12 protein-coding genes are annotated in these 15,925 nt (G+C 63.5%); all 12 read right to left on the bottom strand.

The window, feature by feature from the left end; translation table 11 throughout:
- Window positions 1–34: 34 nt before the first annotated feature.
- Entirely contained in the window at window positions 35–757 is a 723-nt protein-coding gene (locus tag HRU82_15380) for a Crp/Fnr family transcriptional regulator (protein QOJ36234.1), read from the bottom strand.
- Window positions 758–851: 94 nt separating this feature from the next.
- Complete coding sequence (locus HRU82_15375; GenBank protein QOJ36233.1) at window positions 852–2,519, bottom strand: acetolactate synthase large subunit; 1,668 nt, start codon at window positions 2,517–2,519, stop codon at window positions 852–854.
- A 30-nt stretch (window positions 2,520–2,549) separates the two neighbouring features.
- Window positions 2,550–2,873, bottom strand: a complete 324-nt coding sequence (locus HRU82_15370) for a metal-sulfur cluster assembly factor (GenBank protein QOJ36232.1) — start codon at window positions 2,871–2,873, stop codon at window positions 2,550–2,552.
- Between the two features lie 13 nt (window positions 2,874–2,886).
- Window positions 2,887–3,987 (bottom strand): hypothetical protein, encoded by a 1,101-nt coding sequence (locus HRU82_15365; protein QOJ36231.1) that lies wholly within the window; start codon window positions 3,985–3,987, stop codon window positions 2,887–2,889.
- A 13-nt stretch (window positions 3,988–4,000) separates the two neighbouring features.
- A complete protein-coding gene (locus HRU82_15360) occupies window positions 4,001–4,558 on the bottom strand; it encodes a hemerythrin domain-containing protein (GenBank protein QOJ36230.1) in 558 nt (185 codons plus the stop codon).
- Window positions 4,559–4,615: 57 nt separating this feature from the next.
- Complete coding sequence (locus HRU82_15355) at window positions 4,616–4,921, bottom strand: hypothetical protein (protein ID QOJ36229.1); 306 nt, start codon at window positions 4,919–4,921, stop codon at window positions 4,616–4,618.
- An 11-nt stretch (window positions 4,922–4,932) separates the two neighbouring features.
- Window positions 4,933–8,016, bottom strand: a complete 3,084-nt coding sequence (locus HRU82_15350; GenBank protein ID QOJ36228.1) for an efflux RND transporter permease subunit — start codon at window positions 8,014–8,016, stop codon at window positions 4,933–4,935.
- Window positions 8,017–8,032: 16 nt separating this feature from the next.
- Window positions 8,033–9,160: an efflux RND transporter periplasmic adaptor subunit gene (locus HRU82_15345; GenBank protein ID QOJ36227.1), complete on the bottom strand. Its 1,128-nt coding sequence runs from the start codon at window positions 9,158–9,160 to the stop codon at window positions 8,033–8,035.
- Between the two features lie 241 nt (window positions 9,161–9,401).
- Window positions 9,402–10,376, bottom strand: coding sequence for a hypothetical protein (locus HRU82_15340; protein QOJ36226.1), 975 nt, complete (start codon window positions 10,374–10,376; stop codon window positions 9,402–9,404).
- Between the two features lie 27 nt (window positions 10,377–10,403).
- Entirely contained in the window at window positions 10,404–12,059 is a 1,656-nt protein-coding gene (locus tag HRU82_15335; protein QOJ36225.1) for a hypothetical protein, read from the bottom strand.
- Between the two features lie 21 nt (window positions 12,060–12,080).
- Window positions 12,081–13,064 (bottom strand): VTT domain-containing protein, encoded by a 984-nt coding sequence (locus HRU82_15330; protein QOJ36224.1) that lies wholly within the window; start codon window positions 13,062–13,064, stop codon window positions 12,081–12,083.
- A gap of 216 nt (window positions 13,065–13,280) precedes the next feature.
- Entirely contained in the window at window positions 13,281–15,881 is a 2,601-nt protein-coding gene (locus HRU82_15325; protein QOJ36223.1) for a sigma 54-interacting transcriptional regulator, read from the bottom strand.
- Window positions 15,882–15,925: the final 44 nt, after the last annotated feature.

Here is a 15,925-nt window from a genome sequence, read left to right as displayed (position 1 = left end):
CGGGATAACAGGGGGGAAACAATTCCGGCCTGCGCTAGAGGCCCGCAGGGGTCCTTTCGGGTGCCACAGTAAACCGTTCCAATCCGGCCCGCCTGACGAGCAGCGTGTTTTTCCGATCGTACGACACCAGGCCCTGATCCCGCAGCTGATTCAGCAGGGTCGAGACCACCTCTCGCCGTGCGCCGATCATCTGCGCCAGCTCGTCCTGACGGAAGTAGTGGGTCAGCCGAATCCACTCACCCTCGGCCTCGCCGAAGTCCTCGGCCAAGCGCTCCAGGGTCCGCGCCAGGCGCTCCATGGTCGTGCCGAATGACAGCGTCTGGATTTGGTCGTAGGCGGCGGAAAGCTGCTGCGCCACATTGGCGAGGAACAACATGAAGGCCGGGCGGTTGGTTTGGAGATGTGCGATGAATTCCTCGAAGCCCAGTTCCACCACGTCACACTCTTCCATGGCCACGGCCTGCTCACGCCGCTCGCCGGTGCAGTGGCACAGTTCGCCGAACACATCGCCGGATTGATGGAGGCGCAAGATCAACTCGCGGCCGTCTTCGGTCAACGAGGTCAACTTCACCAAGCCGCGGCGGAGAAAGAACACACTCTGGGCCGGGTCGCCGAGTCCATACACGAGATCGCCCTTGGCGACACGATAGCCGAGACGGTTCGTGAGTTGATCGCAGAGTTTTCCTCGAAAGCAGCCCGACAGGGCCTCGCAATGCCGATGGTCGCCGAAATTCATCGCCGTGTAGATCATACCCACCTCGTGGGAGGCCATTGTACCGGGGCAGCAGCCCGAATCACCACCCCCCGACGGACTTGCGGGCGATCCAGACATGGACCGCATCTCACGGTTTCTAGGGCCGTACCCGCCGCATCAGTGAATGCGGCAGGGCCTTCAACCGTTCCGTGAGACGAAGATTCTCGGCATAGTCGACGGGACAGTCGATGACGGCCGGTACGGGTTCGGCCAGCGCCTTGGCCAGGACCGGTCCCAATTCCGAGGGATCGGCAATCCGATACCCGCTCGCGCCGAAACTCTCCGCATACCGCACGAGATCGGGATTTCCGAACTCGACAGCCGACGTCCGCCCGTATCGAACCTGTTGCTTCCACCGGATCACCCCGTATCCGTTATCCCGCCAGACCAGGGTCACGAACGGAAGCCGGAGGCGCACGGCGGTTTCCAGTTCTTGCGAATTCATGAGAAACCCGCCATCGCCGGTGACCGCAACCACACGCCGACCGGGGGTCCACAATTTAGCCGCCAGCGCGCCGGGAACCGCAAGCCCCATCGTGGCAAACCCGTTCGAGATAATGCAGGAATTCGGCTGTTCGCAGGGAAACATCCGCGCCATCCACAGCTTGTGGGCGCCGACGTCGCAGATCACCACGTCGTCCGGCGCCAGGGCCGCGCGCAATTCCCGCATCAGCCGTTGAGGCCGCACCGGTCCGGGCAGGGGTCCGTCCGACTCGGCTTCGAAGCCGTTCAGAATCGTCGCCCTGGCCTCCGTCGCCCACTTTCCATCGAACGGCTCCAGCCCGGCCCCCATCAGCCCTAACGACAGACGGAGATCACCGAGCACGCCGACCTCGACGATATAGTGTTCATCCACCTCGGCCGGCGACACGTCGACATGCACGATGCGTTTGTCCCGGTCGGCGTTCCAGAAGCAGGGCGCATACTCCACGAAATCATACCCCACCGTCATGACCACGTCGGCCCGTTCCATGACCAAGGCTGCATAGTCACGAGCCTGCAGGCCAATCGTGTAGAGCGACAGGGGATCGCTGTCCGGCAACACCCCCTTGGCCATGAACGTGTGGAGCACCGGAATGCGAAACGCCCGCGCAAAGTGCCGGACCGCGTCGGCCGCGCCGCCGCGAATGACGCCGTTTCCCGCCAGAATGAGCGGACGTTCGGCAGCCGCGAGCGCGCGGACCGCGCGCCCGACTTGTGTGGGCGCCGGTTCGGGCAGTATCGGCGACTGAACGAAGAGCGGCACACGCTCCGAGACCACCGCCTCCTCCGCAATGTCTTCAGGAAGTTCCAGATGCGTCGAGCCGGGCTTCTCCGTTTGTGCGATCTTGAAGGCCTTCCGCACCGCCTCGGGAATCACCTCGGCTTTCGGAATCGAGGTATTCCACTTGGTGATCGGCTTCAACATCGACACCACGTCGATGTACTGATGAGACTCCTTGTGCCGCCGAGTAGAGGAAGCTTGTCCCGTAATGGCCACGAGCGGAGCCCGATCCAGATACGCGTCCGCCACGCCGGTCAACAGGTTGGTTGCGCCGGGCCCCAGCGTCGAGAGGCAGACGCCGGCCTTTCCGCTCAGACGCCCGTACACATCCGCCATGAAGGCCGCGCCCTGCTCGTGTCGCGTTTCAATGAACCTGATCCGGGAATCGAGCAGCGCATCGGTCAAGGCAAGGGTTTCTTCGCCGGGAAGGCCGAAAATGCAGTTGACCTGTTCCTGTTCCAGGCACCGAACGATGAGTTGTGCCGCCGTCATCGTACCCATGTCGTGCTCCTGTCTTCCATGGAACTGGCCTCACGCGCGCCCGAGTTGCGCCTTGGCCTCGGCACTCATCATGTCCGGTTTCCAGGGCGGATCCCAGACGAGATCGACCTCCACGGAACGGGCATCCGCCACCTCGCGGAGGATGGCCGAATGCACCATTTCCATAAGCAACTCCTCCATCGGACAGGCGGGCGTCGTCATCGTCATGGTCACGTGCACCAGCCCATCGCGCACCTCGCTGCCGTACACCAACCCCAGGTCGACGATGTTGATCCCCAGTTCAGGGTCGACGACCTGCCGCAAAGCCTCCGTCACCCGCGGGTCGGCACCGGCCGGGTTCTGCTCCACCGACATGCGAATCTTCCTTTCACGACGGCCGCGCCTGTGCGGCCCCCGTTCGTTCCATCGGACGCTTCAGCGCCGACACCGTATTCGCCAGAAACAAGACCAGCGTCAGCACATTAAGCAATCCGCCGACCTGCCGCCCAGCGACCCACCCCGCCACGTCGCCGACCACACGCATCACCAACGTCACCTGCAATAGTGCGACATGCGCATAAAACAGCGGTCGATACCCCATCCCCGCCCCCAACACCGCCGGGAAAATAATCGGCGCATGGGCGAAGATCATCGCGAACACAAACCCCAGAAAAAACGAGTGCAGGATGGCATCATACTGCGGCCCGACAGGGACCCCGCCGACCCACAGGGCCAACAACCCACTCACGCCCAACCAGCCATATCCGGTTAGGAGGCAGACCGCGATGAACCGCGTCACCCCCGACTGTTTCACCGTCCGCCGAGCAATATCATGCCGACTCAGCCACCAGGACAGTCCCAACAATCCCACCCCGAACAGGCGCGCCCCCCAGGCGAAGGACCACTCCATCAGGAGCAGGCCCGTGAACAGCAGACCGAGCAAGACCAAGAACGACGGCTGCGCGCCTCCCGTGAGCTGTTGCAACCGGGCGAGTTCGAGCCGCTCACCCGCGATCGTCACCAACAGAAACGCGGCCCACCAAAACACGACCTGAAAGAGCGGCCAGCCGGCCGCCCAGAGGAGATTGCCTAGAATCCAGAGGCCGGATCCCACGGCCATCGTCACCGTGTAAAGCGCCCGATGCCGTTGCAGAATGGCGAGAAAAATCGCCCCCAGCCCGATACTTCCTGACGCAAGGAGCCCCTGCGCCACGACGACGGGCAGGCCGACGATCAACGCCAGGCCGCCCAACCCGCTCAGCAGCGGCGCCGCATAGCCCCACAGCCGCCCCAAGGCCACCGCCCGTTCAAGGCTGATCAAGGTACCGAGAAAGCCGGAGACCATGAGCGGCCCATGCAGCGTTGAAAATCCCGCCCATGGCACAGGCAGATCCCATCCCAACCGTAACAGCCCGGCCAGCAGCCCCGCCAACAACGCCACCATCCCCAAACCCAACAGGGGCAAGCGTTGCGGATGACGAACCAGCATGGAGAGGCTCCTGTTACCTTGCTCCGTCCGAACGGAACGGCGCTTGGGCCGAGGCATTCTCCAACTGGTACCCAGCCCGTTGCAAGGCGCCCTGCAGCGTCTTCATCACCGCCGGGCTGTCGGAATGTCGCATGACGGCCACGGTCGGGGCGGCGCGCAGGGCGGCCAGGAGGGGTTCGATCTCCGCAGGCGGCAATCGATCACCGATCTCATACAGCCCGCCGGCCTGTTCCTCCACGTGATTGTGGTCCGACAGGATACGGCGAATCGTCGCCAGGATTTGGGGTGTCGGCGTGGGCATGAGCAGCGTCGCGAGGGCGCCGTGATCAAGGCGGAGTTTGGCGGCAACGGGCAGCGGCTCGCCTCCGCGAATTCGCTGGATAACCGGGAGGAGAATTTTTTCTTCCATGCCGATGTGCCGAAGCAACCCCGCGCGAAATTGATCATACCTGTCGCGATCGATACGGTCGGGCAGACCGGCCGCCGCACTCAACAGGTCGTCCAGGCGCCGATGGTCCGCCGCGAGGTACGCGGTAATGGAGCCTGCGGATGTCGGCGGTTGAGGCGGCATGGAATTTCGGTCCGGTGACCATTCAAGGAGAGAACGCGGAGAGTTCGCTCGTAACAGTCACCTGGCGGCTGAGCCGGCCGAAGGAGAAGCCGACGCACCGCCGGTAATTTCTTCCACGATGTGCCTGGTGCAGCAGCCGTTGGCAATCAAGGTCGCGCCGTCGCGCCACATCCTGCTCAGCAAGGCTTTGCCTTCCCCTGCGATGAAGGTGATTCCGCTCAAATCCACCACCGGGCTGGTCGCGCCGGACTGCAGGACCGTTCGCCACACCCGTTCGAGTTCCGCCACCCATGGCCCGCTGACGCTCCCCTCCAGGATCAGCCGCGGGGCCTGTTGTGTGGTTACCGAGGTAATCTTCAGCATCGTCCCTCCACTCAACCCTTTGCCCCGACCAGCTGCAGCTCCTGCGGGTCAGCCGTTTCCAGCTCAGCCGCCGGCTGATGCCGCGCCGCGATCAGGGAATAAAACACCGGCACCACGAACAGCGTAAAGAGGGTACCGACCGTCATGCCTGTCACCAGCACGATTCCAATGCTGTTGCGCGCCGCCGCACCGGGCCCCGACACCAACACCAGCGGCAAATGGCCGAACACCGTCGCCGCCGAGGTCATCAAGACGGGCCGCAGCCTGGTCATGGCCGCTTCGCGCAACGCCGCCGCCTTCGAGATCCCGCGCGCCTGCAAGGTATTGGCAAACTCCACGATCAGGATGCCGTTCTTGGCGATCAAACCGACCAACGTAATCAGCCCCACCTGCGAATAGATATTGATGGTCGTGAGGTCCAGGAAACTAAAGACCAGCGCTCCGGATATGGCCAGCGGCACCGACCCCAGCAAGACGATGAGCGGGTCGCGAAAACTCTGAAATTGCGCCGCCAGCACCAGATAAATGAGTACGATCGCAAACCCCAAGGTCACCGTCAGGGCCGACCCCTCGTGCCTGATCTGGCGCGATTCCCCGGCGTAATCGAGCGATGCGCGGGGCCCGGCGGCGGCAGCGGCGGCCGTCTCGAGAACTCGAAGCCCTTCATCCTTGGTGACGCCTGGTTTGACGCCCCCGAAAATGCGCACCGCATTACGCTGCTGGAAACGATTCAGAGTCCGCGGGGCAGTGCTGGTCTCGATGCGGGTGAAGGTCGACACCGGCACCAACTGCCCGCCGGGCGTCTTGATCTTCAGATCGAGCAGCGGATCGAGCGTCGCCCGATCCTTGTCACCGATCTGCGGAATGACCTTGTAGCTCCGGTCATAGAAATTGAATCGATTCACGTAGGCGCCGCCGAGCAACGTGCCCAGCTCCTGGCCGACGCGCGCCAAGTCGAACCCCAGATCGGCCAAACGTTCCCGATCGATCACGACCCGCGCCTCAGGCAAATCGATCTTGAGGTCCGTGTCGACATAGAGGAACTTTCCGCTTTGCCAGCCGGCTCCGAGCACCGCCCCCGTGATTTCCAGCAACTGCTCGGCAGGCAACTCGCTTTCCAAGATCAGCTCGACGTCATACTGCCCGGGCGTGGGCAGCGGCGGATCCAGCCGCGGGAACACCCGCAGCCCGGGAATTTGCGAGACGGCGCCGTATACCTCGCCATACATCAGCTCGGTGGAGCGCGTCCGTTCGCGCCAATCCTTGGCCACCAAACCGCCGAACCCTCCCCATGACGAGGTCAGCGACCACGTGAAGCGTGTCTCGGGAAACGATCGGATCGCCTCGATCACCTTCATGGAGTCCCGGTTCGTCGCCGCCACCGTCGAATCCGGCGCTGCTTCGAGAAACAGGCTGATGTGGCTTTGATCTTCCACCGGCGCCAACTCCTGCCGCGAGAACTGGTACAGCGGCCAGGCCGCCACCATCACCAACAGGGCTGCGACGACGATTGCCCAACGCATCTCCAAGGCGCCGTCGAGCAGACGGCCATAACCTGCGCGTGTGACGTCGAAGGCCCGATTTACCAGTCTGGTCAACCGCCCTTCCTTGCCTTCAGGATGGACGAAATAGGAACTCATCACCGGCGACAGGGTGATCGCCACGACGCCGGACAGGACCACGGCGGCGGCCAGCGTCATCGCAAACTCCAAAAACAACGACCCGGTCAAACCGCCTTGAAACCCGATCGGGGCGTACACGGCGGCCAGCGTGATGGTCATGGCGATGATGGGGCCGACCAGCTCGCGCGAGCCCAGCAACGCGGCCTGCATTCTGGATTTCCCTTCGCGTACGTGCCGCTCGACATTCTCGACAACGACGATCGCATCGTCCACCACCAATCCCACCGACAACACAATGGCGAGAATCGTCAACAAATTCAGGCTGAAGCCGGACGCATACATGAAGATCGCCGCGCCGACCAACGACACCGGCATGGCCACCAGCGGCACCAAGGCCGTCCGCACCGAGCCCATGAACAGAAAGACCACCGCCGCGACGATCAGGATCGTTTCCCCGAGCGTCTTCGTGATCTCCTCCAACGCGCTCCGCATGAACATCGTGCCGTCCCAGACCAGCTGCATGTCGATGTCCTTCGGCAGGGTCGGCCTGACCCGATCCATCTCCTCCCGCAACCGCTGCGCCACTTCGATTTCGTTCGACCCCACCAGCGGCCAGACGCCGAGATACACACCTTCCATGCGGTTGTATTTGGCGACCATTTCGGCCTCTTCGGCGCCGTTCTCCACCCGCGCCACATCCCGCAGCCGCACGATGGCTCCGCCGCGATCGGTCACGATGAGGTCTTGAAACTCTTCCGTGCTGCGCAGATCGGTGTTGGCCAGCAGATTGACCTGCACCAGGTTGCCCTTCGTCCGTCCGACGGCGGCCAGATAGTTGTTGCGCCGCAACGCCGCCTGCACGTCGCCCGGCGAGAGGTTGTAGGCCGCGAGACGGTCCGGGTCGATCCATACCCGCATCGCGATCTGCCGTCCCCCTTCGATGGTCACACGCTGGACGCCGGTCAAGGTGGCGAATTGGGGCTGGAGCGACCGCAGCAACCAGTCGGTCAAGGCCGGCACCGTTCGCTCAGGCGAGGTGAAACTCAGATAAAACGACGCGTAGGGGCGATCGGCCCGTTGCACCTCCACCGCGGGCGGTTCCGCCTCCGCCGGCAATTCCGAGCGCACCTGTTGCAGCCTCGCCGTCACCTCGGCCAGCGCCGCGGTGCTGCTGTGGTTCAACTTGAGATGGACCGTCACGGTGCTGACGCCGGCCCGGCTGGTGGATTCGAGATAGTCGACGCCGCTGATGGCCGACACCACCCGTTCGATCGGCGTGGTCAGAAACCCTCGCACCGTCTCGGCTGCTGCGCCGTAGTAGACGGTCGTGATGATGATCGACGAACTTTCGATCTTCGGGTATTGCTGCACCGGGAGGGTGGTCAAGGCTCGCCACCCAAGAAGCAGAATCACCAGGTTGACGACGACGGCTAGTACCGGGTGCTTGATGAAAACATCGGTAAATGAACGCATGGTTCGATCCCTACCGTCACAGTCCGTTCGGCGGCTGAGCCGATTCAACCGCCGGTTCCGCCCCACCGGCGGCCGCCACCAGAACCCCGTCGCGCAGCTTGAAGGCACCCGAGGCCGCCACCTGTTCCCCGGCGGTCAGTCCCACATGGACGATAATCTCATCTCCCAGCATCGCACCGCTTTCCACCTGGCGCACATGCGCGCGCGTCTTGCCGCTGCCGTCCGGTTCGACGACGAACACCTGATCTCCGCCTGGCCCCTTCCGCAGCGCATTCACCGGAATGGCCACGGCCTTGCGCGGCAGACCGACACGAACCTTGATTCGGACCGCCGACCCGGGAGCCGGCATCGATGGAGAGTGCTCGATCTTGGCGCGCACCATGGCGTTGCGGGTCGTGGGATCGATGCGGGAATCCAGCGCGATGATCTTGGCCGACAGGGGCGCCGACTCTCCGGCAGGGTACACATCGACGAGCGAGCCGAGCTGCAACCCGGCGGCCACATGCTGCGGCACGGCGAAGTCCACATGCACCGCCTCGTCGACCCCCTGGAGCGTCGTCAGCTGGGTGCCTTCGTTCAGATATTGTCCCGGGTGGATATCGGCCAAGCCGACACGGGCGCGGAACGGGGCGCGAATGGTCTTACGGGCGATCAGCGCCTTGGTGCGTGCGATTTGGGCCTGTGCCACGTCGAGATCCGCCCGGGCGCGATCGACCTCCTCCTGCGCTGCGGCCAGGTCCTGCGTCAGGGCTCGGCGGCGATCCAGGATCGTCCGCGCCAGCACGGCTTGGGCTTGCTGCGCCCGCAGGTCTGCCTCCTCCACGGAGACATCGAGCGCCACCAACACCGTTCCAGCCTCCACAATCTGGCCAGGGGTCAACCGCACCTGGCTCACGGTCCCGGCCAGCTCGTTCTGTAACGTGATGGAGCGGAGCGCCAAGACCGTCCCAATCGAGGTGGCGGTCTGTTGATGGTCCACGGCGCGAGCTACGGCCAGCGTCACTACCTCCATCGGCTCCGGTTGATTGGCCGAGGCGGCGGCATTGTCTTGAATCGCGCCATACTTCCATGCGGCCAACCCCACACCGACTGCGACCACCGTCAGCAGCAGCAACGACGGTCCGATCCACCCACGACGACTCATCCCGATCTCCTCCTCACCAAGAACCGACGGCGCCAACGGTATCGTCAAAAGCAATCACCGTTCCTCTCGCAGCCGCTCGCAGCCGTTCGCCTAACCCACGTGAGAACAAGCAAAAATCTCACAGACCTACCTGAGCCGCACACCTGCCACGATCCGCCGCCGAAGCTCAACTGCCATTCCCTCGGCACCTGCCGAAATAACGGCAGCCTCACGACGCTTGATCCGGCTTGATTGATCCTGCTCAACGACTGTCGCCAAGCCCTGGATGAAAGGCTTCGATCGGCAGGATGTTGTAGCGCGTCCGCAGTTCCTCGACCGGTTCACCCATGACGGGGTGGTAGTCCCAGCCATGGTTGAGGTCCACATTCATCGCCGCCCCGCGCCGGATAGCAATAAGCGCCTTTTCGGGATCGAAGAAGCCGGCTCGAGCCTGGGTGATCGGCGTCATGCGGATGCCGAGATGGAATTGGAGCAAGACAAAGAAGACGAACAGGAAGGGATCACGCCGCTGAAACCCTGCACTGAAGCAAGCCACCTGCACCTCGCCCTGAGGATCCGTTCCGTAGCCAGACAAGATGTGGGCACAATCATGAAACACAATGGCCTCGGGCGCACCGCCCTTCTCTCCTGGAAAGGGGAACCCGTTCGTCCGGCAATACTCCCAATACCTCCGCCCCAACGATCCCTCCGGGTACCGCTCAAAGGCCCGATACCGGGCCGCCATCTCGGCATTTTCATAGGTACCGAGCAGACCACCCACGAAGGTGATCAGTCCTCGAAGCCCTTCATGGTCCCAAATCTCAACCACCTTTTCACGCAGCCAAAATCGTCTGGCCAGATCGAGGCGGAGGTGCAGGAGTTCCTGCTTCACGACATGGCGCAGGTTGGTTACCTCGGGAATACCGACTTGCAGCGCAGTGGCAAATCGTTCGACCAGCGCGGCTTCCTGAGGCGTGACCTCCCGGTCGATCAGCGACATGACGATGAGCCCATTCACCAATTGACGTCTGATCTGCTGGTCGGGTAGCCCTTTTGCCAAATCTTCCGGGGTGATGGGAGTCAGCCCTTCCAGGTCATGGGTCGTGCCGAAGACGCGCTGCACCGCCTCCATGACCTGCCGCTCGGACTCATCGAGCACCCCATCCGCCAAGGCGACGCTCTTCATGGCCCGCAACCCCCACCAGGCTTGCTCGGCCGTTGGGATTTTCAGTTCCACCGGGACCTCCTTGTCTGCCTCGCAAGATCAGAAGCGCGAGGCAGTCAACCGGACGTCCGCGCGCGACCAGGCTTTCTGGAATCGTTGCTCGACCGCCGCCGCCGCATCGCGCTGGCCCTGTGCACGCAAACTTTCCGCCAGCCCGTACAGCGCCCACCCGTTTTCCGGATGCCGGACAAGGTCCTCGCGATAGACCTGTTCGGCCTCCTCAGACCGGTGAGCGGCCAGCAGCACCGCGCCCAACGAATGGCGCACGGGGTAATGCCAGAGCGGCGGCTCGTAATACCGCAAGCCGTCTTCACGAGCGACAGCCCGGCGCAACAACGAGACCGCCTCTCTCGCCTGGCCCCGCCGCGCCGCGAGTTCTCCTGCCAGCACATCCTGCGCGATTTTCGCCAAGGCGGCCACCGACTCGACTCCGATCGTCCGATCCTCCGGCATGGTCTTCACTGATTCCGCCAATTTCTCCAGTTCCAGCGCCGCCTGCTCCAACCGGTCCAGCCGGACCAGCGACAGCCCGCGGGAGTAATGCCAGGTAGCTCTGGTGTAGAGCAGTTCCGACGGCGGCTCGGGGAGATCCAGCGCATCCTGCCACCGACCGAATCGCGTCAAGGCGAACAGCAACGTCGGCGTGAACTCCTCCATCGCGGGTTCCTGCCGGGCCTTGTCCCACGGGGCGAGGGTCATCAGTCGGCGCGCCGCGTCGATCGCCTCCTGGCTACGCCCCTCCATCGTCAACGCGGACCACAGAAAATGCAGGTTGTGAGGGTAATACCCCACCGGGTAGATGCCGTGCAGCCGGCGGTGTTCCAGGAGGTCATGATCCACGGCAGCCGCATGGACGTTGCACTCCGCCGCCTCCCGGTACCGGCCCAACCGGAGGTAGATGTGCCCCGGCATATGAACCAGATGCCCCGCGCCCGGCACCAGATTCGGCAACCGATCCGCACAGGGCAACGCTCGCTCGGGATAGGGCGAGGCTTCCACCGTATGAATATAGTAATGGCAGGCCCCCGGATGGTTTGGCTCAAGGGTGAGCACCCGTTCCAAGACCGCGACGATCTCCGTGGCGCGTCCCTTGGGTTGTCCGTCCGGCGCCCAGAAGTCCCACGGCTGGAGCACCATCAGGGCTTCTGCGAAGAGCGTCCCGGCATCGACATCATCCGGCCATTGTCTCCACACCTTCTCCATCGCCAAGGCATAGGCCCGATCCCGTTCTTCGCGCCCCGTCTCCGGCTGAGACGCATACCGTACCGCCAGCGCCTCGATATAGGCCCGTTCCGACGGGCTGCTGCCGTCCGACAGGCGCTTCGCGCGTGCCACGGCCTCGAAGGCACGACGTTCCTCGGCTGCCCCCATCAGGGCATTGATGTTCGGGCCGAGGGCCAAGGCAATACCCCACCAGGCCATCGCCGCCTGATCGTCGAACAGGAGCGCCTGCTCGAAGGAATTGATCGCCTCTTCGTGGTTGAACGCGTACACGAGACGTAATCCCTGATCGAAATATTGTTGCGCCTTTGGATGGCCCGTCGTAATCGGATGGTGCAAGGATCCCAAATTCTCATAGAGCGGCACATCCGAGTCGTTGGACACCTCATGCGGCGGCGAGGCGAAGGCGGCGCCGGACCACAAGGCAGCAAATAGGAACGTCAGCTTCGTAGCCAGAACCATCCGCCGATCCATCGACCAACCTCCTTTCGCTCGTTAGGTTGCCAGAGACACCATAGGCAAAGGTTTGCGGAGAGCGGCCTCATGCACCATCGCCTGCCAAACCTCCAAGCCGCCACGTAGGACCCATACACGCTCGAACCCCATCCGCTGTAGCCGATAGGCCGCCAAGGCACTCCCGCTATCCCCCGGGCAGGCACAGTAGAGCACCATATCCCAATCGCGGGGAAGGGTCACTGGCTGCCGATCCCATTCGTCCAACGGTAGATGCAGCGCGCCGGGCAGGCCTGGTTCCGCCTCCACAGCCTCGCGCGCGCGCACGTCGATCAGCAACGGGGCCCGATCCCCCTCAAGTCTCCGCAGCAAATCCGCGACCGTCATCCGTGGAATGGTCTGCAACTGCCGCCGGCGAACCCACGCCTTCCACGCGATATAGATCGGGAGGAGCAGCGCCGCACCAAGCAGGAGCGCAGGCGTCAGTTGCTCCGAGTAGGCCAAGGCCTCATCGACCTGCTCGCTGAACAGATATCCGAACCCCAAGCCAGAGCCGACCCAGGCGACCGCACCCACCGTGTCATAGAACAAAAAAAGCGGTAAGCTCAGACCCACGATGCCGGCCAGCGGCGGCGCGATCGTGCTCAATCCTGGAATGAACTTCGCCGCGACGAGCGAGGGCGCGCCATGCCGACGGAAGAAGGTTTCCGTCCGTCGCACGCAAGCGTCCGGCTCCAAGGCGATCCGACAGAGGAGCCTCAGCACGGGACGACCGCGCCGTTGACCAGCCACGAACCAGAGCAGATCCGCCAGTAACGTGGCCGCTAAGGCCGCCACGATCGCACTGGACCAGGAAAGATGCCCAGTGCCCACCAACACCCCCGCCGCCACCAGCAGGGCCAACCCCGGGAAGGGCAAGCCCAGTTGCTCAGCCAAGACCCCGCCGAACAACACCCAGGCACCATATTGGATCAACAACTCGCCTGCCGTCTCCATCGCTCCCCCCTCGCCGCCCACCCTCGACATGTTCGTTCATCAGAACACCCGGGAGGGGAGAGAAGCAGGGTTCGTTCCAGGCGGAAGGGGAAACGGTGTCATCGGCGGAAACAGCCGTCGGACGCGGCAGCCCTTGCTAAACGGCCGTCGAACTCCAGCTACGCAGAACCGCCGGTGCCGGTCACGTCGCGCCGAAATCCCGGCATCTGTCTAATAGTCGGCACGAGCAGCAACGGAGCGGGAAGGTTATCGCGGACGGGCGATGCCGAGCTTCTGCATCTTGGATTGAAGGGTGGTCCGTTTCATCCCCAGGCGGGCAGCCGCGCCGGTCGCCCCGCCGATCACCCAATGTGTCTCCCGCAGGGCCTTGAGGATATGATCGCGCTCGGCCTCCTCCAGCGTCGTGGCGGCCCCATTGGTCTGCAGTGCGGGGCGCTTCAATTCCGCCGTCGAGACGAACAGTTCCGACCCGGAAGACAGGATCACAGCCCGCTCCACGAAGTTTTCCAATTCCCGGACATTGCCGGGCCAGGCATAGGCCTGCAAGGCCCGCATGGCTTCGGTTGGCACGGTCTCGATGCGTTTCTTCATGCGCGAGGCGAACTTCTGGACGAAATGCCGCACGAGCAGGGGAATGTCGTCGGCGCGCTCGCGCAACGGCGGCACGGTGATCGGAAACACCTTGAGCCGGTAATAGAGGTCGCTCCGGAACCTCTGCTCCTCAACCATCTGGGCCAGGTCGCGATTGGTGGCCGCGATCACACGGACATTCACCCGCATGGTCCTCGTGCTCCCCAGCCGCTCGAACTCTTGCTCTTGTAGCATCCGCAGCAGCTTCACCTGCAGTTCCAAAGGGATTTCGCCCACCTCGTCCAGGAAGATGGTGCCGCGATCCGCCAGTTCAAACCGCCCGATCTTCGTGGCGATGGCCCCGGTGAAGGCCCCCCGTTCATGGCCGAAGAGTTCACTTTCCAGCAGGCCGGTCGGGATGGCCGCGCAGTTGAGCTTGACGAAGGTGCGTTCGCGGCGGGTGCTCAAGTTGTGCAGGGCCCGCGCGATCAACTCCTTGCCGCTGCCCGTTTCCCCGAGGATCAACACGGTCGAATCCGTGGCGGCCACCGTCTGGACCTGCTTCAGCACCTGCTTCAAGGCGCGACTCTCCCCGACGATCTCCTCGAAGTTGTAGGAGGTTTGAATTTCCTCTTCGAGATAGACTTTTTCTTTGGCCAGCTTGTCCTTGAGCGCGGCAATTTCCCGGTAAGCCAGCGCGTTCTCGACCGCGATGGAGACCTGTTGCGCAACCTGTCCCAAGAGCTGGACATCTTCAGGGCTGAAGCCATCGTCGTTCCGCCGACCGACGTTCAGCGCACCCAGCGTCCGGTTATGGGAGAGCAGCGGGACGGAGCAGAACGACTTGACGCCGCGATCCAGCAGATCCTGCGCACAGGGCGAGGTCCTCGCCATCGCCAGCAGGTCCCGCTCCCCGAACAACGCCGCCTTACCCGTCGTAATCGCCAGGCAGGACGGCGATTGCGCGCTCTCTTCGATCTCCCCTTCCTCGATGAAACTTTCGTTGCGGGTGAAGTCCAGCACGTGGATTCGCCATCGCCCGGTCTCGGCGTCACAGAGCAGCAAGCTGGACCCATCGTGCTGGATTACCCGTCGCAAGCAGGCGCTCACCGCAGGGAACAGCTGCTCCAGATCCAGATGCGCCACCACGGCATTGTTCACTTCCAGCAGCAGCCGCTGACGATCCCGCTCCGTCGTCAGCTGGGCTTGGTAGGCCCGGCTCGTCTCGGAGTTGAGCGCATTGTCCAACGCCACGGCCACCTGCTGCGCCACCTGCTTCATGAAGGTGATTTCACTGTTCAGGTAGATCCGCGGTTGCAGGCTCCCGAACCCCATCGCTCCCAGACGCCGTTGCGCCGTGGTGAGCGGCAACACGCAGAAGGACCGCACGCCGTTTTCGCGAAAGAGCGCCATCAAGGCGGGGAACCGCTGTTCCCGCTCGACGTCATCGACGGTCAAGGGCTGCTGCGTCTTCCACACCAGGCCGCCGGGCGACTCATCGACCGGAGTCTCCAGCCCCGGTTCGATCGTGGAGCGTTCCGACGTCACCAGCAACCAGAGGCGCATCACCTCGCGCGCGGAATCGTGCAGCACGACGTTCATGAAGTCGAACGGCACGACCTGCGGGAGACGTTTGGCCAAGTCGGCCAGCAGCAAGCGCTGATCATGGTGCGAGGCGATCGACTCGGTCACTTCGAGCAGGAGGCGCAGGCGGTCCCGGTCGCGAGTCAGGTCCTCATCATGCAGAACATTGTCCACGGCCACCGCCACAAGCTTGGCCACCTGGTTGAGAAATTCCACGTCGGTCTCGCTGAACGCAAAGGGCCTCGTGCTGCCGAATCCGATGGCCCCCAACCGGCGCATGGCCGTAGTCAGCGGAAAGAAACACACGGACTGGACACCGATGCCCCGCAGCGCCTCCATGCCGATCTTATACCGCGTCTCCTCGGCAAGAGAGGGAATGAGCATCGGTTGCTGATGCTCCCAGACCCAGCCGCTGGCCGAGTCTTCCATGGGAATTTCGAAGCCGTCGAGCCGGGCGGTCAGGCGTTGGGTGGCCGCCGTTTCAAGGACATGCACCCGCATGACCGGCTTGGACTGGTCGTGGAGGACGAGCCCAATGAAGTCGAACGACGCGACGGCGGGCAACCGTTGGGCGAGATCTCGAAACAGCGACGGCAGGTCACGGTGAAGTGAAATGGCCTCGGCCACTTGGAGGAGCGCCGCGCGGTGGTCGGTCACGCCTGTTTCCAGGCCGGGTGAAAGGGCGTCTCGCATGGGCACTAGTATGGAGACCCGGAAGTCGGGACGCAAGGCCCGGT

It is taken from the genome of Nitrospira sp. (genome assembly GCA_015709715.1).
Lineage (GTDB): Bacteria > Nitrospirota > Nitrospiria > Nitrospirales > Nitrospiraceae > Nitrospira_A.
This window is presented reverse-complemented; position numbering and strand designations above follow the sequence as displayed.

What these genes read in the sequence shown, in the direction of transcription:
- HRU82_15375 (QOJ36233.1), bottom strand. Translation starts at nt 2,519, where the DNA reads ATGGGTACGATGACGGCGGCACAACTCATCGTTCGGTGCCTGGAACAG.
- HRU82_15370 (QOJ36232.1), bottom strand. Translation starts at nt 2,873, where the DNA reads ATGTCGGTGGAGCAGAACCCGGCCGGTGCCGACCCGCGGGTGACGGAG.
- HRU82_15365 (QOJ36231.1), bottom strand. Translation starts at nt 3,987, where the DNA reads ATGCTGGTTCGTCATCCGCAACGCTTGCCCCTGTTGGGTTTGGGGATG.
- HRU82_15360 (QOJ36230.1), bottom strand. Translation starts at nt 4,558, where the DNA reads ATGCCGCCTCAACCGCCGACATCCGCAGGCTCCATTACCGCGTACCTC.
- HRU82_15355 (QOJ36229.1), bottom strand. Translation starts at nt 4,921, where the DNA reads ATGCTGAAGATTACCTCGGTAACCACACAACAGGCCCCGCGGCTGATC.
- HRU82_15350 (QOJ36228.1), bottom strand. Translation starts at nt 8,016, where the DNA reads ATGCGTTCATTTACCGATGTTTTCATCAAGCACCCGGTACTAGCCGTC.
- HRU82_15345 (QOJ36227.1), bottom strand. Translation starts at nt 9,160, where the DNA reads ATGAGTCGTCGTGGGTGGATCGGACCGTCGTTGCTGCTGCTGACGGTG.
- HRU82_15335 (QOJ36225.1), bottom strand. Translation starts at nt 12,059, where the DNA reads ATGGATCGGCGGATGGTTCTGGCTACGAAGCTGACGTTCCTATTTGCT.
- HRU82_15330 (QOJ36224.1), bottom strand. Translation starts at nt 13,064, where the DNA reads ATGTCGAGGGTGGGCGGCGAGGGGGGAGCGATGGAGACGGCAGGCGAG.
- HRU82_15325 (QOJ36223.1), bottom strand. Translation starts at nt 15,881, where the DNA reads ATGCGAGACGCCCTTTCACCCGGCCTGGAAACAGGCGTGACCGACCAC.